The 18,668-nt window shown below is 38.4% G+C and carries 14 protein-coding genes and 3 tRNA genes; 4 read left to right on the top strand and 13 right to left on the bottom strand.

Annotation, left to right across the window (positions count from 1 at the left end):
* Positions 1-39: 39 nt before the first annotated feature.
* From ACY45D_RS17120 to ACY45D_RS17140, 5 genes are all read right to left on the bottom strand, one after another.
* Positions 40-336, bottom strand: coding sequence for a DUF3861 domain-containing protein (locus ACY45D_RS17120; RefSeq protein ID WP_463107778.1), 297 nt, complete (start codon positions 334-336; stop codon positions 40-42).
* A gap of 19 nt (positions 337-355) precedes the next feature.
* Positions 356-847, bottom strand: coding sequence for a PadR family transcriptional regulator (locus ACY45D_RS17125; protein ID WP_463107779.1), 492 nt, complete (start codon positions 845-847; stop codon positions 356-358).
* A gap of 167 nt (positions 848-1,014) precedes the next feature.
* The gene (locus tag ACY45D_RS17130; RefSeq protein ID WP_463107780.1) at positions 1,015-1,935 is read right to left on the bottom strand and encodes a restriction endonuclease; all 921 of its coding nucleotides are present in this window, start codon (positions 1,933-1,935) and stop codon (positions 1,015-1,017) included.
* Positions 1,936-2,104: 169 nt separating this feature from the next.
* On the bottom strand, positions 2,105-3,673 hold the full coding sequence (gene guaA / locus ACY45D_RS17135) for a glutamine-hydrolyzing GMP synthase (protein ID WP_463107781.1): 1,569 nt from the start codon (positions 3,671-3,673) through the stop codon (positions 2,105-2,107).
* A 226-nt stretch (positions 3,674-3,899) separates the two neighbouring features.
* On the bottom strand, positions 3,900-4,316 hold the full coding sequence (locus ACY45D_RS17140; protein WP_463107782.1) for a DoxX family protein: 417 nt from the start codon (positions 4,314-4,316) through the stop codon (positions 3,900-3,902).
* A gap of 207 nt (positions 4,317-4,523) precedes the next feature.
* Here ACY45D_RS17140 and ACY45D_RS17145 point away from each other — a divergent pair, with 207 nt between their 5' ends.
* Positions 4,524-5,174 (top strand): DedA family protein, encoded by a 651-nt coding sequence (locus tag ACY45D_RS17145; RefSeq protein WP_463107783.1) that lies wholly within the window; start codon positions 4,524-4,526, stop codon positions 5,172-5,174.
* Between the two features lie 121 nt (positions 5,175-5,295).
* Here ACY45D_RS17145 and ACY45D_RS17150 read toward each other — a convergent pair whose 3' ends face one another.
* From ACY45D_RS17150 to ACY45D_RS17165, 4 genes are all read right to left on the bottom strand, one after another.
* On the bottom strand, positions 5,296-5,724 hold the full coding sequence (locus ACY45D_RS17150; protein ID WP_463107784.1) for a hypothetical protein: 429 nt from the start codon (positions 5,722-5,724) through the stop codon (positions 5,296-5,298).
* A 13-nt stretch (positions 5,725-5,737) separates the two neighbouring features.
* Complete coding sequence (locus ACY45D_RS17155) at positions 5,738-6,574, bottom strand: ParA family protein (RefSeq protein ID WP_463107785.1); 837 nt, start codon at positions 6,572-6,574, stop codon at positions 5,738-5,740.
* Positions 6,575-6,659: 85 nt separating this feature from the next.
* On the bottom strand, positions 6,660-7,052 hold the full coding sequence (locus ACY45D_RS17160) for a SirB2 family protein (RefSeq protein ID WP_463107786.1): 393 nt from the start codon (positions 7,050-7,052) through the stop codon (positions 6,660-6,662).
* Between the two features lie 17 nt (positions 7,053-7,069).
* Positions 7,070-7,378 (bottom strand): BolA family protein, encoded by a 309-nt coding sequence (locus ACY45D_RS17165; protein ID WP_463107787.1) that lies wholly within the window; start codon positions 7,376-7,378, stop codon positions 7,070-7,072.
* 233 nt (positions 7,379-7,611) lie between these two features.
* On the opposite strand from ACY45D_RS17165, the gene ACY45D_RS17170 reads away from it, so the two are divergent.
* From ACY45D_RS17170 to ACY45D_RS17180, 3 genes are all read left to right on the top strand, one after another.
* A tRNA-Gly gene (locus ACY45D_RS17170) sits at positions 7,612-7,684 on the top strand.
* Between the two features lie 47 nt (positions 7,685-7,731).
* A tRNA-Gly gene (locus tag ACY45D_RS17175) sits at positions 7,732-7,807 on the top strand.
* Positions 7,808-7,852: 45 nt separating this feature from the next.
* Positions 7,853-7,928 (top strand) — tRNA-Gly (locus tag ACY45D_RS17180).
* A 251-nt stretch (positions 7,929-8,179) separates the two neighbouring features.
* On the opposite strand, the gene ACY45D_RS17185 is transcribed toward ACY45D_RS17180, so the two are convergent.
* From ACY45D_RS17185 to ACY45D_RS17200, 4 genes are all read right to left on the bottom strand, one after another.
* Positions 8,180-9,418 carry an HlyD family type I secretion periplasmic adaptor subunit gene (locus ACY45D_RS17185; protein WP_463107788.1) on the bottom strand — a complete coding sequence of 413 codons (1,239 nt, stop codon included), beginning with the start codon at positions 9,416-9,418 and terminating at the stop codon, positions 8,180-8,182.
* On the bottom strand, positions 9,415-11,544 hold the full coding sequence (locus ACY45D_RS17190) for a type I secretion system permease/ATPase (RefSeq protein ID WP_463107789.1): 2,130 nt from the start codon (positions 11,542-11,544) through the stop codon (positions 9,415-9,417). Before ACY45D_RS17190 ends, ACY45D_RS17185 begins: the two co-directional genes overlap by 4 nt.
* Entirely contained in the window at positions 11,541-13,109 is a 1,569-nt protein-coding gene (locus tag ACY45D_RS17195; RefSeq protein WP_463107790.1) for a TolC family protein, read from the bottom strand. Before ACY45D_RS17195 ends, ACY45D_RS17190 begins: the two co-directional genes overlap by 4 nt.
* 393 nt (positions 13,110-13,502) lie before the next feature.
* A complete protein-coding gene (locus tag ACY45D_RS17200) occupies positions 13,503-18,539 on the bottom strand; it encodes a BapA/Bap/LapF family large adhesin (protein WP_463107791.1) in 5,037 nt (1,678 codons plus the stop codon).
* Positions 18,540-18,668: the final 129 nt, after the last annotated feature.

Raw genomic sequence — 18,668 nt, forward strand, 5'->3', positions numbered from 1 at the left:
TTTCCTCACAGCATTGGTTTGCTATCTATTTGACTATGATTACTTTTTAACATGTTGTTTGAGGTGTTTCATAAACTGCCCAAACTGCGGTAAAAAATCTTTAAATAACGCATGGTTTTTATTTTCTAACATCACTTCTCCAAACAGTTTTAAACCAACTGCAAAGGATTTCATGGTTTGTTCATCAAATAATTCAGCTTGTTGTAGTCGTTGTAATATCACAAAAATATCGTCATGGTTGCCGACATCAAATTCTAGTTTTTCTGTATAAGTGGATGGATTACCTTGTGCATCGGCAAGGTGTTGTACTGTGACATGATATTGATGTTGTTTCATATTCTTCTCAATTTCAGTTTTAAAGACGGGTGATTTCAACAGCTGCTTGATCAATTTTTTCAGCAATTTGTCGAACTTGTTCAGGGTTAAAATCTTGATTTTTCAGTTTTAAGCGTAAGGACGTTTTTAGATTTTCCATCGCACGGTGTATATCTAAAAGTTGGTCGTTGTTGTGAATTTCTCTTCGCGTTTGCAATTTATCGAGTAATTCTTGTGTGATCGTTTGCTGTTGTTGTAAATGTGCAATACCTGTCTGTGTAATATGATATTGCTTACGATCAGCTTCCGCGGGTTCTACAGTAACAAAGCTCATATCTTCTAACCAATTCAGTGTTGGGTAGATTGTTCCTGCACTTGGGCTATATCCGCCACCCACTAAATCACCAATTTCTTTAATAATTTCATAACCATGCTTCGGTGATTGCTGGATCAAATGCAAGACCAAGAGCTTCATTCGTCCTGCTTCAAACAGACGCCCACGGCGCCCATGATGATGCTGTTCTTCGATCATTTGCTTTTACATCTGTATCTTTAATGACTATTAAGATATATCTTAATATATCTTTTGTAAAGTTTGGATGTGAAAATAGATTTCAATATTTTGATAAATAATGAATTTGTTTTCTATTTAAGAATAAGCTTTAGAGATTAAGATATAAAAAAGGCGCTGATGTGCCTTTAAAAATTATCTTCGTCAAATCGATCTTGATCTATTTTATAAATATGAAAACTTCTTTCAATCTGTACACCTAAGCCAAACTCAATCATCAAAGAAGTTAACTTCTTTCCATCAATTAAAACAATACCTGACTTAAGTGCGGATTCTTTAGCTTCTTTACTAAAAGTTGATGTCGTAATAAATACACCTTTTTTAGCAACCTGATCTGCTAGTGCACCTTTAAATTGTTGAATATCAGGACGCCCCACTGTATTTTCCCAACGCTTTGCTTGAATATAGATTTTATCTAAACCTAAACGATCTTCGCTGATAATTCCATCTATACCACCGTCACTGGTTTTACCTATGGCTTTTGCAGCATCTTGATGCGACCCGCCATAACCCATGACAACTAGCAAATCGACAACTAAACGTTCGAAAAATGCAGGAGAATTGCCTTTAATTAAATTTAGTAGCTCAATTTTCAAATCATCATTTAATATTTTAGATTGCTGGGAAATAACCTCCGGAGGTGTTAACTCTTCAGAATCCAAATCATCTTTCTGTGTACTTTCATTTCTTTGTTCTTTTCCATTTTTTGTATTTATTTTTCTAAATTCACTGAAAGTATCAAATTGAGATAAATATTGTGCGTCTATTTTTTTAATTTTATTTAGATCTAAACTTTTCCCTAAATTAGACAACTTAAAATGTGCTCGTTTAGGATAATCAATTAATCCAGCTTTCTTTAGATAAGTCTTGGCCCATTGCAAACGATAAAAGATAACATTTCGTCCGTCTTCCATTGTTTCATTTCGATCTTCCTCTGAACACTTTAATTCTTGAAGTAGCACTTCATAAGCTTCTTTTAAACTATAAGTCACATCATGTGATTGCATAATACGAAGCAAAGGCAGCATCAAATCATAATGTGTATACATATAAATCCAAATTTAATTTTAGAAAGTGTGAACTTTATTCAAAACAGGACAAGTATAAAAGAAAAAGAGCGCCTAAGCGCTCTTTTAAGAGTAATTTTCTAGGATTCTGCCGCAGGCATAGCCTTTGGCGTAAAATCGGTAAAATGCGTTGCATTTTAAAACCCCGATTTTATTCCCATTCAATCGTTGCTGGTGGTTTAGATGACACGTCATAAACCACACGTGAAACATCTTTAATTTCGTTCATGATACGAGTCGAAATTTTATCTACAAGCTCATAAGGAAGATGTGCAAAACGTGCTGTCATAAAGTCTACAGTTTCCACTGCACGAAGTGCGATGACCCATGCATAACGACGACCATCACCCACCACACCTACAGATTTCACAGGTTGGAATACAGCAAAGGCTTGCGCAGTTTTATCATACCAACCACTTGCACGAAGCTCTTGCATAAAGATGTCATCTGCAAGACGTAAAATGTCTGCATATTCCTTTTTCACTTCACCCAAAATACGCACGCCCAAACCTGGACCTGGGAATGGATGACGATAAAGCATTTCATGTGGTAAACCTAAAGTTGTACCTAAACGACGTACTTCATCTTTAAACAAATCACGAATCGGCTCAACCAATTCAAAAGCTAAATCTTCAGGTAAACCACCCACATTGTGGTGTGATTTAATCACATGCGCTTTACCATTTTTAGTCGCAGCAGATTCAATTACATCTGGATAAATCGTCCCTTGTGCAAGGAAATTTACGCCATCAAGCTTACGTGCTTCTTCAGCAAAAACTTCAATGAATTCACGACCGATGATTTTACGTTTTTTCTCTGGATCAACTTCACCTGCAAGCGCAGTTAAGAAACGCTCTTCAGCATCAGCACGAATCACTCGGATACCCATGTTTTTCGCAAACATGTCCATCACTTGCTCACCTTCATTTAAACGAAGTAAGCCATTGTCTACAAATACACAAGTCAGTTGGTCGCCAATCGCTTTATGTAAAAGTGCAGCAACAACAGATGAATCCACGCCACCTGAAAGACCCAATAGAACTTTTTGATCACCAATTTGCTCACGTAATTGTTCAACACGTAAGTCAATGATGTTTTCTGAGTTCCAAAGATTACGACAACCACAAATGCTATGGACAAAGTTAGACAATAACTCTGCACCTTTTGCAGTATGTGTGACTTCAGGATGGAACTGTACACCGTAGAAACGACGAGCTTCATCACTTACTGCTGCAAATGGGCAACTTGGCGTGCTTGCTGTAACTTTAAAACCTGCTGGAATCGCGCTGACTTTGTCGCCATGGCTCATCCAAACATTCAGTTTGTTGTCACCATCATTCAAATCACCAAGCAATTGATCACGCTCTAGAACGTCAACAGCTGCATAACCAAATTCATGAACTGTACCCGGCTCTACTTTTCCGCCAAGTTGTTCCGACATGGTTTGTAAGCCATAGCAAATACCCAATACAGGTACACCTAAATTGAATACAACTTCTGGCGCACGTGGACTGCCTTCTTCATGCACACTTTCAGGGCCACCTGATAGGATGATACCGTTAGGGTTAAATGCACGAATGTCTTCTTCAGACATATCAAAAGCATACATTTCAGAATATACACCAGCTTCACGTACACGGCGTGCAATAAGCTGGCTATATTGAGAACCAAAATCCAAGATGAGGATACGGTCTTCAGTAATTTGAGTATTGGTAGTCATGGGTAAACAACTATGCAGGCAAATGAATATAAGCGCCATATTCTAGCATTTTTCTACGCTAGACGCACACCATTCCATCAACTTCACTAGATTTTCAAAATTTATTGAATATTATTCAGAAGTTGCTCATTCCTTTTGAATGATTTCAATCGACTTGAATTGAAATAGGAACACAAAAAAGCCAGATACAAATCTGGCCTTTATCAAAAAAATTCGGATTTAAAAATTATTTTTCAATCGCATGATCAAGACTGAATTTACCCGCACCATGTAACATTAAAAAGAATAAGCCACCTGCCATTGCAAAGTTCTTCATGAAATTAATACTATCTTGCGTACCGTCATGGAATATAAATGCTGTGATAATACTAAATACACCTAAACCAAAAGCAGCAAAACGTGCTTGAAAGCCAAATAACAAAGCTAAACCGCCGCCAAATTCAACTAAAATGGTTAATGGCAATAAAGCTCCAGGCACACCCATCGACTCCATATAACCTACTGTTGCTGCATAACCAGTGATTTTTCCCCACCCTGCAACAAGGAAAATATATGCCATGAGCACACGTGCAATTAGAGCTAAACTCGCATCTGTATTTGGTTGATTAACGATGTTTTTTACGATGACATTTGGATTAAACATTTTGTGACCCTTTTTGAATTTGTTTAAAATATGTACTCATATTAACGCTGTTTAAAAATTTTAGAAATACTGATAATCATACTCATCGTCTCAGAAATAGAACGTTCAAAAAGTTTAATTTTTACCTTTAATTATTTACGTTTTAATACTGACTTTCATAGCACACACTGCTAGGATTTGTGCACAATTTCGCATAGTTTTTGCCTTATGGATCTGATTGATTTTATTTTGCACGTAGATGAACACCTCTTTGAATTTATTACCAATTATGGGAGATGGGTTTACGGTATTTTGTTTCTGATTATTTTTGTAGAAACTGGCTTAGTGGTCATGCCTTTCCTGCCGGGGGATAGTTTACTTTTTGCAGCAGGTGCATTGGCAGCATCAACAGGTGCAATGGATCCTGTTGTTTTGATTATTTTGCTCTTTATTGCCGCAGTACTGGGCGATACAGTGAATTATCATATAGGTAAATATATCGGCCCTCGAGTTTTCGAGATCGAATCAAGATTTATCAATAAAGAACATTTGGTTAAAACGTCGCAGTTCTTTGATCGCCATGGTGGCAAAACCATTATCTTTGCCCGCTTTATTCCTTTTGCACGTACTTTTGCACCTTTTGTTGCAGGTGCGAGTAGCATGAATTACAAATTCTTCCTGACTTATAATGTGATTGGTGCAATTTGTTGGGTTGGTTCATTTATTACCTTGGGTTATTTATTCGGCAATATGCCAATTGTCAAAGATAATTTTACCCATTTGATTTTCGGTATTATTATTATCAGTGTACTTCCTGGGATTTTTGGTTATATACGCCATAAGTTTTTTGATAAGAATAAAGGCGCTGCACATAAATAAGCCATTCTGCTCAAATACAGACAAAATATAGAAACACAGAAATAAAGAAGCCGATGTTTATTCATCGGCTTCTTTATTTAAATCAAAAGATAAAATTCATAAATATTGCTTTATAAAAAAATTACTTCTGAGCAACTTGGCGTTTTGGCACATAAGGACAATTTTTAAACTGAGCAGCTTGAGACAAAGCATCTTGCTCACCATAAAGACGAGATAGTTCAGTATTTTTAGTATTGGAAGATTGCCCCATATTCACAGAAATACTTGGGCCTATTCCCCAGCCACCACCACTGCCCCAACCACCACCAAGACCGAGGCCTACACCCACGCCTGTGCTTTTTGCAGGTTGAACGCCATTGTTAATATACTGCTGGATACGGTCAAACTCTCCCGCCAACTGCGCACAATTCATGGCTTGATATTGCGTTGGAGACACATAGGTCGGTTTTACCGTTGTTGCACACGCTGCAACGAGAATCGTCGCTGCTGCAACTGCAGATAGCTTTATTAATTTAGCGAATTTATAAGCAACCGTATTCGAAGTATTCATATATTTCTCGATCTTATTTCTTATCTATCTCATTGAACAACGCCTGATAGGCTTGAGTCAATTTATGATCTGTAGCCAAATGAATTAATGGAAGATTTTTATGGTGCGACTCTTTCATTAATACTGAAGGTGGCAACATATTTTCCAAAACAGGTAGACCTTCATCTTTGAGCTGTTGTACCACCTCACGTGGTAATTTTGCTTGCGCTTGAAATTGATTAACCACAATCCCTTCAATTTCAAGACGTTGATTATGATCGTCTTGGGTCTCGATCACATTTTCAATCAATGTTTGTAAAGCACGTTTTGAGAATACATCACAATCGAATGGAATCAACACTCGATCTGCCGAAATGAGTGCCGATAATGTAAAGAAGTTAAATGCAGGTGGTGTATCGATATAAATACGATCATATTGTCCTGCTAAGCTTTGAATAGAATCACGTAGCTTATAAATTTTATGTTTAGATTCTAAAGCATGTTCTAAAGTACCTAAACTTGGACTTGCAGGTAATACATCTAAATCTTTAAAAGGCGAACGATGAATATATTGGTCAAAGCCTTTATTTTTAGCTTTCAATAAAGAACCAATGGCATTGCCAATTAACCCTTTTTGCTGGTTATTTCCCAAGACATCATCATAGAAGTTTTCAATATTCGGCTCTAATGCAGTTTTATCTGCGGAATAGGTTGCGTCATCACCCAAAAGATATTGGCTTGAGTTGGCTTGTGGGTCTAAATCGATGACCAAAGTTTTGTAACCTTGATAAGCACTAATAGCCGCAAGATTGACCGCAATACTTGACTTCCCGACACCGCCTTTTTGATTAAATACCACACGAGTCAACATACAATTTTCCCAAAATGTCTTTATTTTTAAGCTTGTATATAGTTTAACCTAGACACTATATAACTGTGAAATTCATGTCTAACAATCAGCCAAAAACTGGTTTAATCATCACTAAAGCGATCAGTCCAATAAATGCAACTGCCCCAATGACAATACCTGCACGGCGTTGTGCGAGAAGAATGTTCTCATCTTTTTTATAGGCTTTAATTTGCGATGACAGTAAGACAAGAAACAGTATTATTTTTGCGTAAAACCACGGTTCTACATCAAAGTGCTTCATAAACAGTAAAACAACACCTGTAACGACCACAACCGTATAGCTTAAGTGTTGTAATGCAACAAAAGCCACTCGACCATTTGGGTTCGGTTGTTGCCCTTGTGTTCCAACAAATAATGTTAATGCACGTAATACAAAAACCAACAATGCCAGTGCAACACTGGTCATATGAATAATTTTAACGACTAAATGTATATCCATTCTCGCGACTCTAAATCTTAAGCTTTAGGTGCATGCGCACATTCAGGACTCGCAGGCGCTTGGCCTTGCCATTCACTTGGAATGTAAGCATGGATTGCTAAAGCATGGATTTTACCTGGGCTCAGTAATTCCTTTGCTTCTGCATAGACTTTTTGATGACGCTGCACTAAACGTAACCCTGCAAATTGTTCACTCACAATCACCACTTTAAAATGTGACTCTTTACCTGGAAAATATCCGCCATGCCCAGCAGACTCATTTATAACTTCTAAATGCGTCGGTTCAAGTAAGTTTAATTGCTCAATGAGTTGTTGTTCTAGGCTCATGCTGTACTCTCAAAATTTATCTTCATTTGGCTTTAGTATAACGGATTATCTGCTTTTGGCTGTGTTGATTCGAAATCGTTTTGCTTGTATTGGGCTAAAGTGATCTAAATAGAAGGCTATAAATTCAATTTTTTTACTTTTTTTAATAAATATGTCTTTATTTTATGCAATTAATCGTCGACTTTGCAGAAAAATCTTGACCCTATCATCTGTTGATGTATTATACACCGCATGCGGGAATAGCTCAGTTGGTAGAGCATAACCTTGCCAAGGTTGGGGTCGGGAGTTCGAGTCTCCTTTCCCGCTCAAAATTTTTTCATTCGGTTTTTTATTTAAAAAATTGGATAGACTCCGCGGGAATAGCTCAGTTGGTAGAGCATAACCTTGCCAAGGTTGGGGTCGGGAGTTCGAGTCTCCTTTCCCGCTCCAAAATTTTTTGATTCGGTTTTTTATTTAAAAAACTGGGTAGACTCCGCGGGAATAGCTCAGTTGGTAGAGCATAACCTTGCCAAGGTTGGGGTCGGGAGTTCGAGTCTCCTTTCCCGCTCCAAATTCAAAAAGCCCTAATCGAAAGATTGGGGCTTTTTTATTATTTTTAGATCATTTGATGATTTATATTAGAATTGCTATCACTCAACGTCATTTATAGTGTAAGAGAAAAAGAGAAAGCTATTCATCCAACTAAAACCACTTAATCAAAGATCTATCAAGCTACTCAAGTCAATATCCAACTTCTATCGTACAAAGCAATAAAAAACCAATCCGAAGATTGGTTTTTATAATAAAAACATCGATATAAAATTATCTTTCTCTTAACGCTTCTTTCGCTTTATTAAATGGTTTCAACAAGTATTCGATAATGGTTTTTTGACCTGTACGAATATCCACTGTTGCAACCATACCCGGTGTAATAGAGAACGACTTCCCTGCTTTATTCACTAACCGATCTTTATCTGTTCGAATATACACACGATAGTAGAACTGATCCTGTTTCACCTCATCACGAATCGTATCAGGTGAAATAACCGTCACCTTCCCTTCTAAGCCACCATAAATTGAATAATCATAGGCGGTAACTTTTACCAGTGCAGGTTGATCTGGGTGAATAAAAGCAATATCTCGTGGAGAAATACGTGCTTCAATCAATAACTGTTCATCGATAGGAACAATGGTCATCAACTTACCATTTTGCGGTACTACACCACCAATGGTTGTTACAGCAATTTCTTTCACCACACCACGAACAGGTGCTTTAAAGGTCGTTCGCTCTACTGAATCTGTACGTCCAGCGACCACTTGTTTTAGTGACTGAATATCCGCATTCGCTCGTGCCAATTCTTCACGAGATTTTACGTAATATTCATTACGCTTATCATTGATTTGGTTTTCAAAATTATTAATATCACGCTTTAAACGCAATACTTCAACTTCAGAAGCTGCCCCTTTAGCAACCAATGGTTGTGTCATTTGCAATTCATTTTGTACCAAAGTTAAAGCATGCTTTAAACCTGCAATAGACTCATCTAAATTTTCGCGTCTTGACGTATAAAGTGCGGTTTCTTCCCGAACTAGGTTTGGCATCGCCAAGACAACTTTAGGGAAATAAAGCGGCGTACCATTCACTTCAGCTTCCAAACGTGCAGCTGTTGCTTGAGTTGCTAAGAGTTTGGTTTGGCTCTCACCCACTTGTGATTCAAAACGAGTTGGATCTATTTGCGCAAGTGTTTGTCCTTTTTGAACAATATCACCCTCTTTAACATCTAAACTGGTCACCACACCGCCATCTAAGGACTGAATGGTTTGCTCTTTAGATGATGGAATGACTTTACCTGTACCTGTAGAGACTTCTTCTAATTTAAAGGTACATGCCCAAATAAGGAACACCAATAATCCAATCGCAATAATCCAAATAATAAAAGTTGATTTTGGCAGTGGTGGTTCAGAAAATTTAATCGCAGATGGATTCGTCGGACGATGGAGTACATCAGGCGCCACTTCACTATTTTGAGCTGCTTTTTGTTCTTGTTGTTCCTGACTCATGCTGAAGCTCCTCCTACTTTTGACTGATTAGGATTTAAAATTGCATCACGCGGGCCATCTTTGACAATTTTGCCATCGTGAATCACAATAATTCTGTCCACAAGTTGCAAAACAGCAGGTCTGTGTGTAGCAACAACCAAAGTACGGTGTCCTAACCATGCTTTTAAATGCTGAATTAACAATTTCTCAGAAACGTCATCAATCGAAGCAGTTGGCTCATCAAGCAGTACAATATTCGGATTACGCAGTAATAAACGAGTCAATAATAACGCTTGTCTTTGACCGCCAGAAAAACCAACACCACCTTCAAGTACTAAATGATCCAAACCTTCTTTCTTTTGTTCCACAATTTCAAGTGCATTGGTAATTTTTAAAGCCTGAATAATTTCAGCATCCGTCGCTAAAGGTGCACCTAAGGTTAAATTTTCACGAATTGTCCCAAAGAAAAGATGGGCATTTTGATTGAGCAGCGCCATATCACGGCGAATATCATCTGGATCAAGTAAGGTTTGATCAATCCCATCTAAAGCAATTTTACCTTGTACTGGCATTTGCATGCCTGATAATAATTGCAATAACGTAGATTTACCTGCACCATTTCGCCCTAAAATCGCAATCTTCTCACCAGGTTTGATTTTTAATTGAGGAATAACGAGCGAAGGTCTTGGATCTTCATCACCATATTTAAATACAACCCCTTTAAACTCATAATCACCAACAATTGCTTTACGGTGAATAAGTTGTGCACGATCAGGATGATCGACAGGCTTCTTCATCAACTCATCTAGACCTTCTTTTGCAACTTTGGCTTGCTGCCAACGGCCTAAAACACCCGTAATCTGTGAAATCGGTGCAAGCATCCGAGAGGATAAAATAGAACAAGCAACCAATGCACCTGTAGTCATATCGCCTTTCATGACTGCAAAACAACCCACTAAAACAACAATTGCATAGGTTAAACCTTGGATTTTTTGCGTCCAAGCATTGAGCCAACCTGTAATTTTACGTTGACGCATACTGATATCAGCAGAAACCTCATTCATATGATTCCACTGATTTTGGAAGCGTGCCTCAGCTCTTAATAATTTAATATCTTCAATACCTTGTACTGCTTCAACCAAGATAGCATTGCGTATCGATGATTCTCGCATACCCTCTTTCGCCAATTGTGCCAATTTCTTTTGCGCAAGAATCCCAGGAATAATCATTAATGGAACAACGAGCAACATAACCCAGAAAATATTTCCACCAATAATCCAGAAAATCACGAGGAATAAGAAAAAGAAGGGTAAATCTGCAACAGCACTAATGGTTGTTGATGTAACTAATTCACGAACTCCTTCAAGCTCACGGATTTGTGAAATAAATGAACCCGTAGACTTAGATCGATCTTTATTGCGAATACGTAAGGCGTGGCCAAATACACGATCAGAAATTTTTAAATCAGCACGTTTACCAATAATATCGGATAGATAAATACGAGCAATACGCAAGGCAAACTCAAAAATGGCTGCTATCAGCACGCCACCTGCCAATACCCATAATGTCGGTTCTGATTGTGATGGCACAACACGGTCATACACTTGCATAGAGAAAATAATCGTTGCCAATGCCAAAATATTGGCAATCATGGAAGCAACCATAATATCTGTGTAGCGCTTCCAATCTTTTAGAACGATATCCCAAAACCAGCTTTTCTCGTATGGCTTAATATATTCGTCTACACGTGCATCTGGAACAGACGTTTCTGGTCTGAAAATATAAACTTGTTTTGTATTGGCTTGTAAATCGCTCAAGCTAAAGGTTTGTGATAAACCTTGATCTCCACTGAGTTGTAAACTCGCATTTCCTTGGTTGTCTACTTTTTCAATAACAGCAACTTGCCCATTATTAAACTCAACAACAACTGGTAAACGCCAAGGGTTTAATACATCTGTAGAAAAGTCTGCTTTCCTGACATTTAAACCAATTTGACGTGTGATAATCGCAAGCAGGTCATCAACCGTTTGATATTTATTCCATTCCAACTGTAAACGAATCTGTTCTTCAGAAGGTTGAATTCGATAATGTTGTGCAACCGTTATTATGGCTTGTAGCCATGGTTGATAATTTAATGTCTTATTCATGGCTGCACTTCAAACCCTTGAATTTTTGTATTATTTAAATGATAAACATCTCTACTTTTACCGGTTACATTCACGTAAACAGCCACAGTGTCATAGATGTCATAGCGGGCACTTTCTCTTTCAATTCTTGAGCTATGGTAAGATTGTTCAGAGCTTAATAGATCTAAAATAGAACGCTTTCCAAGTTTGTATTGCTCTTCATATAGCTCTTTGGTTTTTGCTGTAGATCGCTCACGATCTAATAGCACCCAAATCTGTTTGTCTGTATTTTCAATATTTTCTCGAGCGGATCGTGTGGAATTTAAAATATTCAAATAGGTTGCATTTAATTTAGAACGTGCTGCTTGCTCTGCAAAACCAGCGGCTTTGACTTGTGAACCAACTGCACCTCCTTGATAAAAATTACTACTCACTGCAATCGAAATAGCGCTATCGGTATCATTGTCTACCCCAGTATTCGGATTTTTTCCATTCAAGGCTTTATTGACAGACCCCACCAAAGAAACCGTTGGATAACGACTTAATTCAGTTTGTTTTTTCTGACTTTTCGCAACATCAATTTCTGCTTTCGCAGCGATCATTGTCGGAATTGTATTCATCTTAGGTTCATCATATAAGCCTGAAAGGTTGACAAGCTCATCTGGAATTACAAATTCCGTCCGTCCCACATCAAAACCAAGTAAAGTTCTTAATTTTTGTTCTTGTTGACGTAATTGATTGGTTTGAGCAATCAGGTATGATTTTGAATATTCAACATAACTCTGAGCTTGTACAGGGTCTGCATTACTACTAATACCTGCATCAGCTCTTAGTTTTGCAATTTGATATAATCGAGTCACCCCTTTGACTTGATCTTGCGCAATTTGTACTAAGGCACGATATCTCAATAAAGCCAATACAGCTCGTGAAGTATCTGTAGAAATTTCATCAATACTGATTAAAACATTTGCCTGCTCAACAAGCAGTTTATTCTGTTGCGTGGTTACGCTCGATTTGACTTTGCCAAAGTCATACAGTAATTGATTGGCTTCAACACTGTACACCTGTCGCCCTCGGTCACTGGAGGTAAAATCACCAGTATTTAAACCGGCTTTTAACTGAGGATAATATTGTGCTTTTACGACATCGATATTCGAGTTTTGTGCTGCTAAGGTTGCAATTGACTCTGCAATATTTGGATTGCGCTTAATCGCGATTTGCACAGCCTCATCTAAAGATAAATTACGCTTTGGTGCCACAGAAGAATATGCTGCCATTTCGCCTTGCGCTAGCATATCAATATGATTTAACGAGTCGTCTTTTCCAGTCACAGACTTTGGTGCAGTCACGACAGGAAGTTCCGTTATCTGTGCATCAGGTTCAAAAACAAAGTCTGATAATTGGTTCATTTGAGCGGTTTTATAGGAATCATCTTCCTTAGGTTTAATTAAACCCTGAACGCCGTTTTTGAAACTTTTTAAATAGCTCTGTTCTTGTGCGTATGAAGGTGTCTGTATAAAAAGCATTGACCCAACCAATACGCTTAAACTTTTTACAGAAAATGATGGCTTCTTAGCTTTACACATTCGCGAATTTCACCTGGAAATAGCTTTTAATTATTAGCATTGAATTAAATGTATTGATATTTGATCTATATAAACTCAGTACTGTTAAATTGCTTAATTTAATCAACATTTTATATTACTGTACAGGCATCTTCTAAACCCAAATCCTTATCTTTTTATGCATACTATTCATCGCTAAATTCATTGTTTTTAATACATTTAGAATCTGTTTTATTAAGCAAAATAAGTGAAAAAACATAACTATTCTTAAATAAAATTAGATTGAATGTATCACTTATCTTGCATATTAATACACAAATTTATTTATTAAAAACAAAATTATAGCCACTTTTTTTAAATTAAAAAGAGAGCTTAAACCCTCTTTTTAATTTCAATCATCAATAAATATTTACCTTAGTACAAAATACTGTGACTTTGTAATAGGTCATCTAAATTCAATTGTTGATTTTGAAGTATCACAAGATCTTTCGCATTATATTGTGTACCGCTTCCATCAAGATCAACACGGATAACACTTGAAGATCCATCTTGAACAACTGAGATGTATTGGCTGATATTTTGGTCAGTTACCGTTTGCCCACTTAATAATGAACTCACATCAATCTTGTCACCTTGAGCTTTTGAAAAGTCAGTCCAAAGATCAATTTGATTGTCAAAATCATTAAATGCGGTAAATTTAACCGTATCAGCACCAGCACCCAGCTCAAGTACCTGTTCAATTGCGTTAGATGTCACATTGTCAGCATATGCAGTACCATGAACTGTACTTTCAAAACCAACTTTCAATGTTGCCATAGCTGTTTCACCATTTGCAGCAGTTACTTTATACACAAAATTATCTGTAACAGGCGTATTGCTGGTTTGGGTATAGGTATAATCGCCATTTGCATTAATCGCTAATTTACCGTATAGACCTTGTACCGTACTGCTCGAAGTCACATCTGTAAATGTCGCTCCGCCATCAACCGAAACTGCAAGTTTCTTGGCAAAAATACCCAATGTGTCAACATTTGCTGTATCTGTACTCACACCAGTAAAGACGTTGCCTGATGTTGATCCATATCCATCCTGATACCATTGATCAGTCACAGTTTTCGTTGTAACAGTCACATCTGTATCAAACTCTTGCGGACATGGATGACCACAGTAACCAGACTTCGCAGTAAAATTCACACGATATTTTCCAGCTTCAGTGACATTTACATTGGCACTAAATAATTCATTACCGGTATAAACACAATTACCGCATTTATCAAAATATTTAGAACCTGACTGCCCTGCAACATTTTCCCATTGACTGGTTTTACTATTGTAACGCTGCAATTGCCACGTAAATGTTGTGTCATCTGCATCTTGATAAACTTTATATTGTCCAAAAATATTTTTCTCGTAGCCGCCTTTTACAGCAACTTTAACAACTGACTCAGACTGACTTGCTACAGTAAAACTACTCGAAACAACACTCGATGATTTATTGTAAGTTGCTGTTAATTCACCTGAAGTTACAGCTTGCGTAGATGTATTGATTTGCTTAAATAGATCAATGTGTACAGTATCTACGTCATTTTTTAAGCTCAACATTTTCGCTGGTTGAGATGGATCATTTGGATTCCATTCCAACTTCACTTCATCTGCTTTAATTTGCACAAATACTTTAGCAGTTGAAACATTACCATTGGCATCTGTGATGCTATAAGTAAATTGGTCTACCTGCCCCACAACTTTGATATCTTTGTTTGGCGTGTACTTATAAGAACCATCTGCTTCAATAACAATTGTTCCGTATTTACCCACCAATGTCGTTCCTGTTGCAGTCACATCAACAGTTTGACCATCAGCATTGGTTATTTTCGTCACAACCTTGCTCGCGCCTACATCATTCAATAATACATCGCCTTCAAGCACATTGGCTTTGATCACTTCTAAAACATCAGATCTAGTCTCTGTTTTATAAGTCACATTTAGGCAATTTACAGACACAAAGCTAAATAATGTTAAATCTTCAGCAATAATTTTATAGTTACCTTCCTCAAGATTTTGAGTAGAAATACGACCTTGTTCAGGGAAGAATAAGAAGAATTTATTAAATAAACCGGCATCTTTATTTGAAACGACTTTTGCCCAAGAACCATCTGTATTTTGCTTATACAGTGTGACCTTAATCGCATCAAAGAAACTACTTAAGCCAAGATTTGTTGCTTTGATATCAACACTTGTCTTCTGAGTATCGCTAACATTAAAGTTAATTTCAGCAGCTTTGCAGCCCAAAATAGGCATACCAAGGAATTTAAATACTGAACCAAAAGATTTCTTTTCAGTATATGTAGACGTTGTTGTTGTATAACCTAGATCAACATCTGCTTGTGCCACATCATTATTTGCATGAATGAGAATTGGTGCCGTTGCGCTTTGTGGCAAACTCACATTACCAGCACTATCCGTTGCAGTCACATTAACTTTTTCGCCAAAACCATATGGTCTATCTAAAGTTACTGCAAATACGCCACTTGAATCAGTCGTCGCTGTACCAATAACATTACCATTTGCATCTTTCACAGTGATGATGCTATTTGCCTCTGCTGTACCGACAACTTGAGTACCATCTGCATTAAATGTAGGCGTACCTAACGTTGGTGGCGTAATATCATCGGCAATCACTGGTGCTTCAGGCGATGTATTATTTGCTGCATCTTGTGCCGATACTTTTAGCTCTTCACCATTTTTCTGCGCTGGGCTAATGCCTACAGTAAAATCACCATTGGCATCAGTAACACCTGTACCAATCACTGTACCTGTAGCATCTTTGATAATGATCTTAGAATTCGGTTCAGCCTTTCCAATAACTGTTGTACCGTCAGCAATCACATCTAAATCTGTCGGTGCATTTGGTGCAGTGATATCAGGTGCTGTTGCTTCATATACTGCCGAAGACAATGGATTTGGTGCTGTATCTGTTGCTGTAACATAGACCTTTTCACCATTGGCCTGAGCCGGGCTCAATGCAAAACTGAATGCACCTGTTGCATCTGTTTGACCTGTGCCTAATACTACACCCGCTGCATTTTTAACAACTACTGTCGCTGCTTCAGATACTTGACCTGTAATCGTTGCACCTGTAGTCACATCAACGACAGCTGTTGTAATCACTGGGGCTGCATTGTCTGCAAGTGCTGATGTTGGAGCAGAAGTATTCCCTGCCGCATCTGTTGCCGTTGCTGTAACGGTTTGACCATTGTTTTGAGCTGGGTTAACTGGAATCGAGAAGTTTCCACTTGCATCTGTGGTACCTGTGCCAATCACCACACCATTCGGATCTTTAATTTCAATCGTTGAATTCGGTTCCGCTTTACCAGTAACTGTCGCTCCTGCATCAACCACATCTACATCCGTAGGTGCATTCGGTGCAGTGATATCAGGCGCTGTTGCTTCATAAACTGCCGAAGTTAATGGTGTTGGCGCTGTATCTGTCGCAGTCACATAAACCTTTTCACCATTCGCTTGCGCAGGATTTAATGCAAAGCTGAATACGCCTGTTGCATCTGTTTGACCTGTAGCCAATACAACGCCCGCAGCATTCTTCACAACGACTGTCGATAACTCAGATACTTGACCTGTAATCGTTGCACCTGTAGCCGCATCAACGACAGCTGTTGTAATCACTGGGGCTGCATTGTCTGCAAGTGCTGATGTTGGAGCAGAAGTATTCCCTGCCGCATCTGTTGCCGTTGCTGTAACGGCTTGACCATTGTTTTGAGCTGGGTTAACTGGAATCGAGAAGTTTCCACTTGCATCTGTGGTACCTGTGCCAATCACCACACCATTCGGATCTTTAATTTCAATCGTTGAATTCGGTTCCGCTTTACCAGTAACTGTCGCTCCTGCATCAACCACATCTACATCCGTAGGTGCATTCGGTGCAGTGATATCAGGCGCTGTTGCTTCATAAACTGCCGAAGTTAATGGTGTTGGCGCTGTATCTGTCGCAGTCACATAAACCTTTTCACCATTCGCTTGCGCAGGATTTAATGCAAAGCTGAATACGCCTGTTGCATCTGTTTGACCTGTAGCCAATACAACGCCCGCAGCATTCTTCACAACGACTGTCGATAACTCAGATACTTGACCTGTAATCGTTGCACCTGTAGCCGCATCAACGACAGCTGTTGTAATCACTGGGGCTGCATTGTCTGCAAGTGCTGATGTTGGAGCAGAAGTATTCCCTGCCGCATCTGTTGCCGTTGCTGTAACGGCTTGACCATTGTTTTGAGCTGGGTTAACTGGAATCGAGAAGTTTCCACTTGCATCTGTGGTACCTGTGCCAATCACCACACCATTCGGATCTTTAATTTCAATCGTTGAATTCGGTTCCGCTTTACCAGTAACTGTCGCTCCTGCATCAACCACATCTACATCCGTAGGTGCATTTGGTGCAGTGATATCAGGCGCTGTTGCTTCATAAACTGCCGAAGTTAATGGTGTTGGCGCTGTATCTGTCGCAGTCACATAAACCTTTTCACCATTTGCCTGAGCAGGATTTAATGCAAAGCTGAATACGCCTGTTGTATCTGTAACACCTGTAGCCAATACAACACCTGCTGCATCCTTCACAACAACAGTCGCTGCTTCTGATACTTGACCTGTAATCGTTGTACCTGTAGTCGCATCAACGATAGCTGTCGTAATCACTGGCGCTGCGTTATCTGCAAGTGCTGATGTTGGAACAGAAGTATTTCCTGCTGCATCTGTTGCCGTTGCTGTAACGGTTTGACCATTGTTTTGAGCAGGGTTAACTGGAATCGAGAAGTTTCCGCTTGCATCTGTGGTACCTGTGCCAATCACCACTCCATTCGGATCTTTAATTTCAATCGTTGAATTCGGTTCTGCTTTACCTGTTACTGTCGCTCCTGCATCAACCACATCTACATCCGTAGGTGCTGCTGGCGGAGTAAGATCTGGAGCAATGAGAGATTTTGATGAAGAGTTATTTGAAGCATCCGTCGCAGTAGCTTGAATATTTTCACCATTAACTAAAGCAGGATTAAGACTAATTGAATAGGTCCCATCTACTGCAACAATCGCCGTTCCCAAAACAGCACCTGTTGTAGTACTTTTAATTTGAATCGTTGCACCAGGCTCAGACGTTCCTGAAACAATCGTACCTGTCGCATTTATGGTTGCTTGTATATCTGGAGCCTTATAGTCATTCAAGATAAGCTCTTGAGTATTTGGTAACCCCTGTTTATCTATACCCGTAATGATGACTTTTTCACCATTAATAAATTCTGAAGTAACATAAGAAAATGTACCACTCGGTCTTACCGTAACTGTCACCTCTTTTAAAAAAACACCAGTAATCGAATCATAAAATTTTAGACTAACTGGGCTATTCGCCATAAAATTGGGAGATGAAATTATATTTGTTGAAGCCATAAATGTGTCCTCTATAAAGTTTTTTTTAACACAAAAAATAGGTTTAGTTTTTTAAACTGGTTTAATTTTAAGCATTATACATATTTTTGTGATCTATTTCACATTTAAATCGTTTTTTTTAATTTATTT

It is taken from the genome of Acinetobacter sp. BZX-2, from assembly GCF_055179795.1.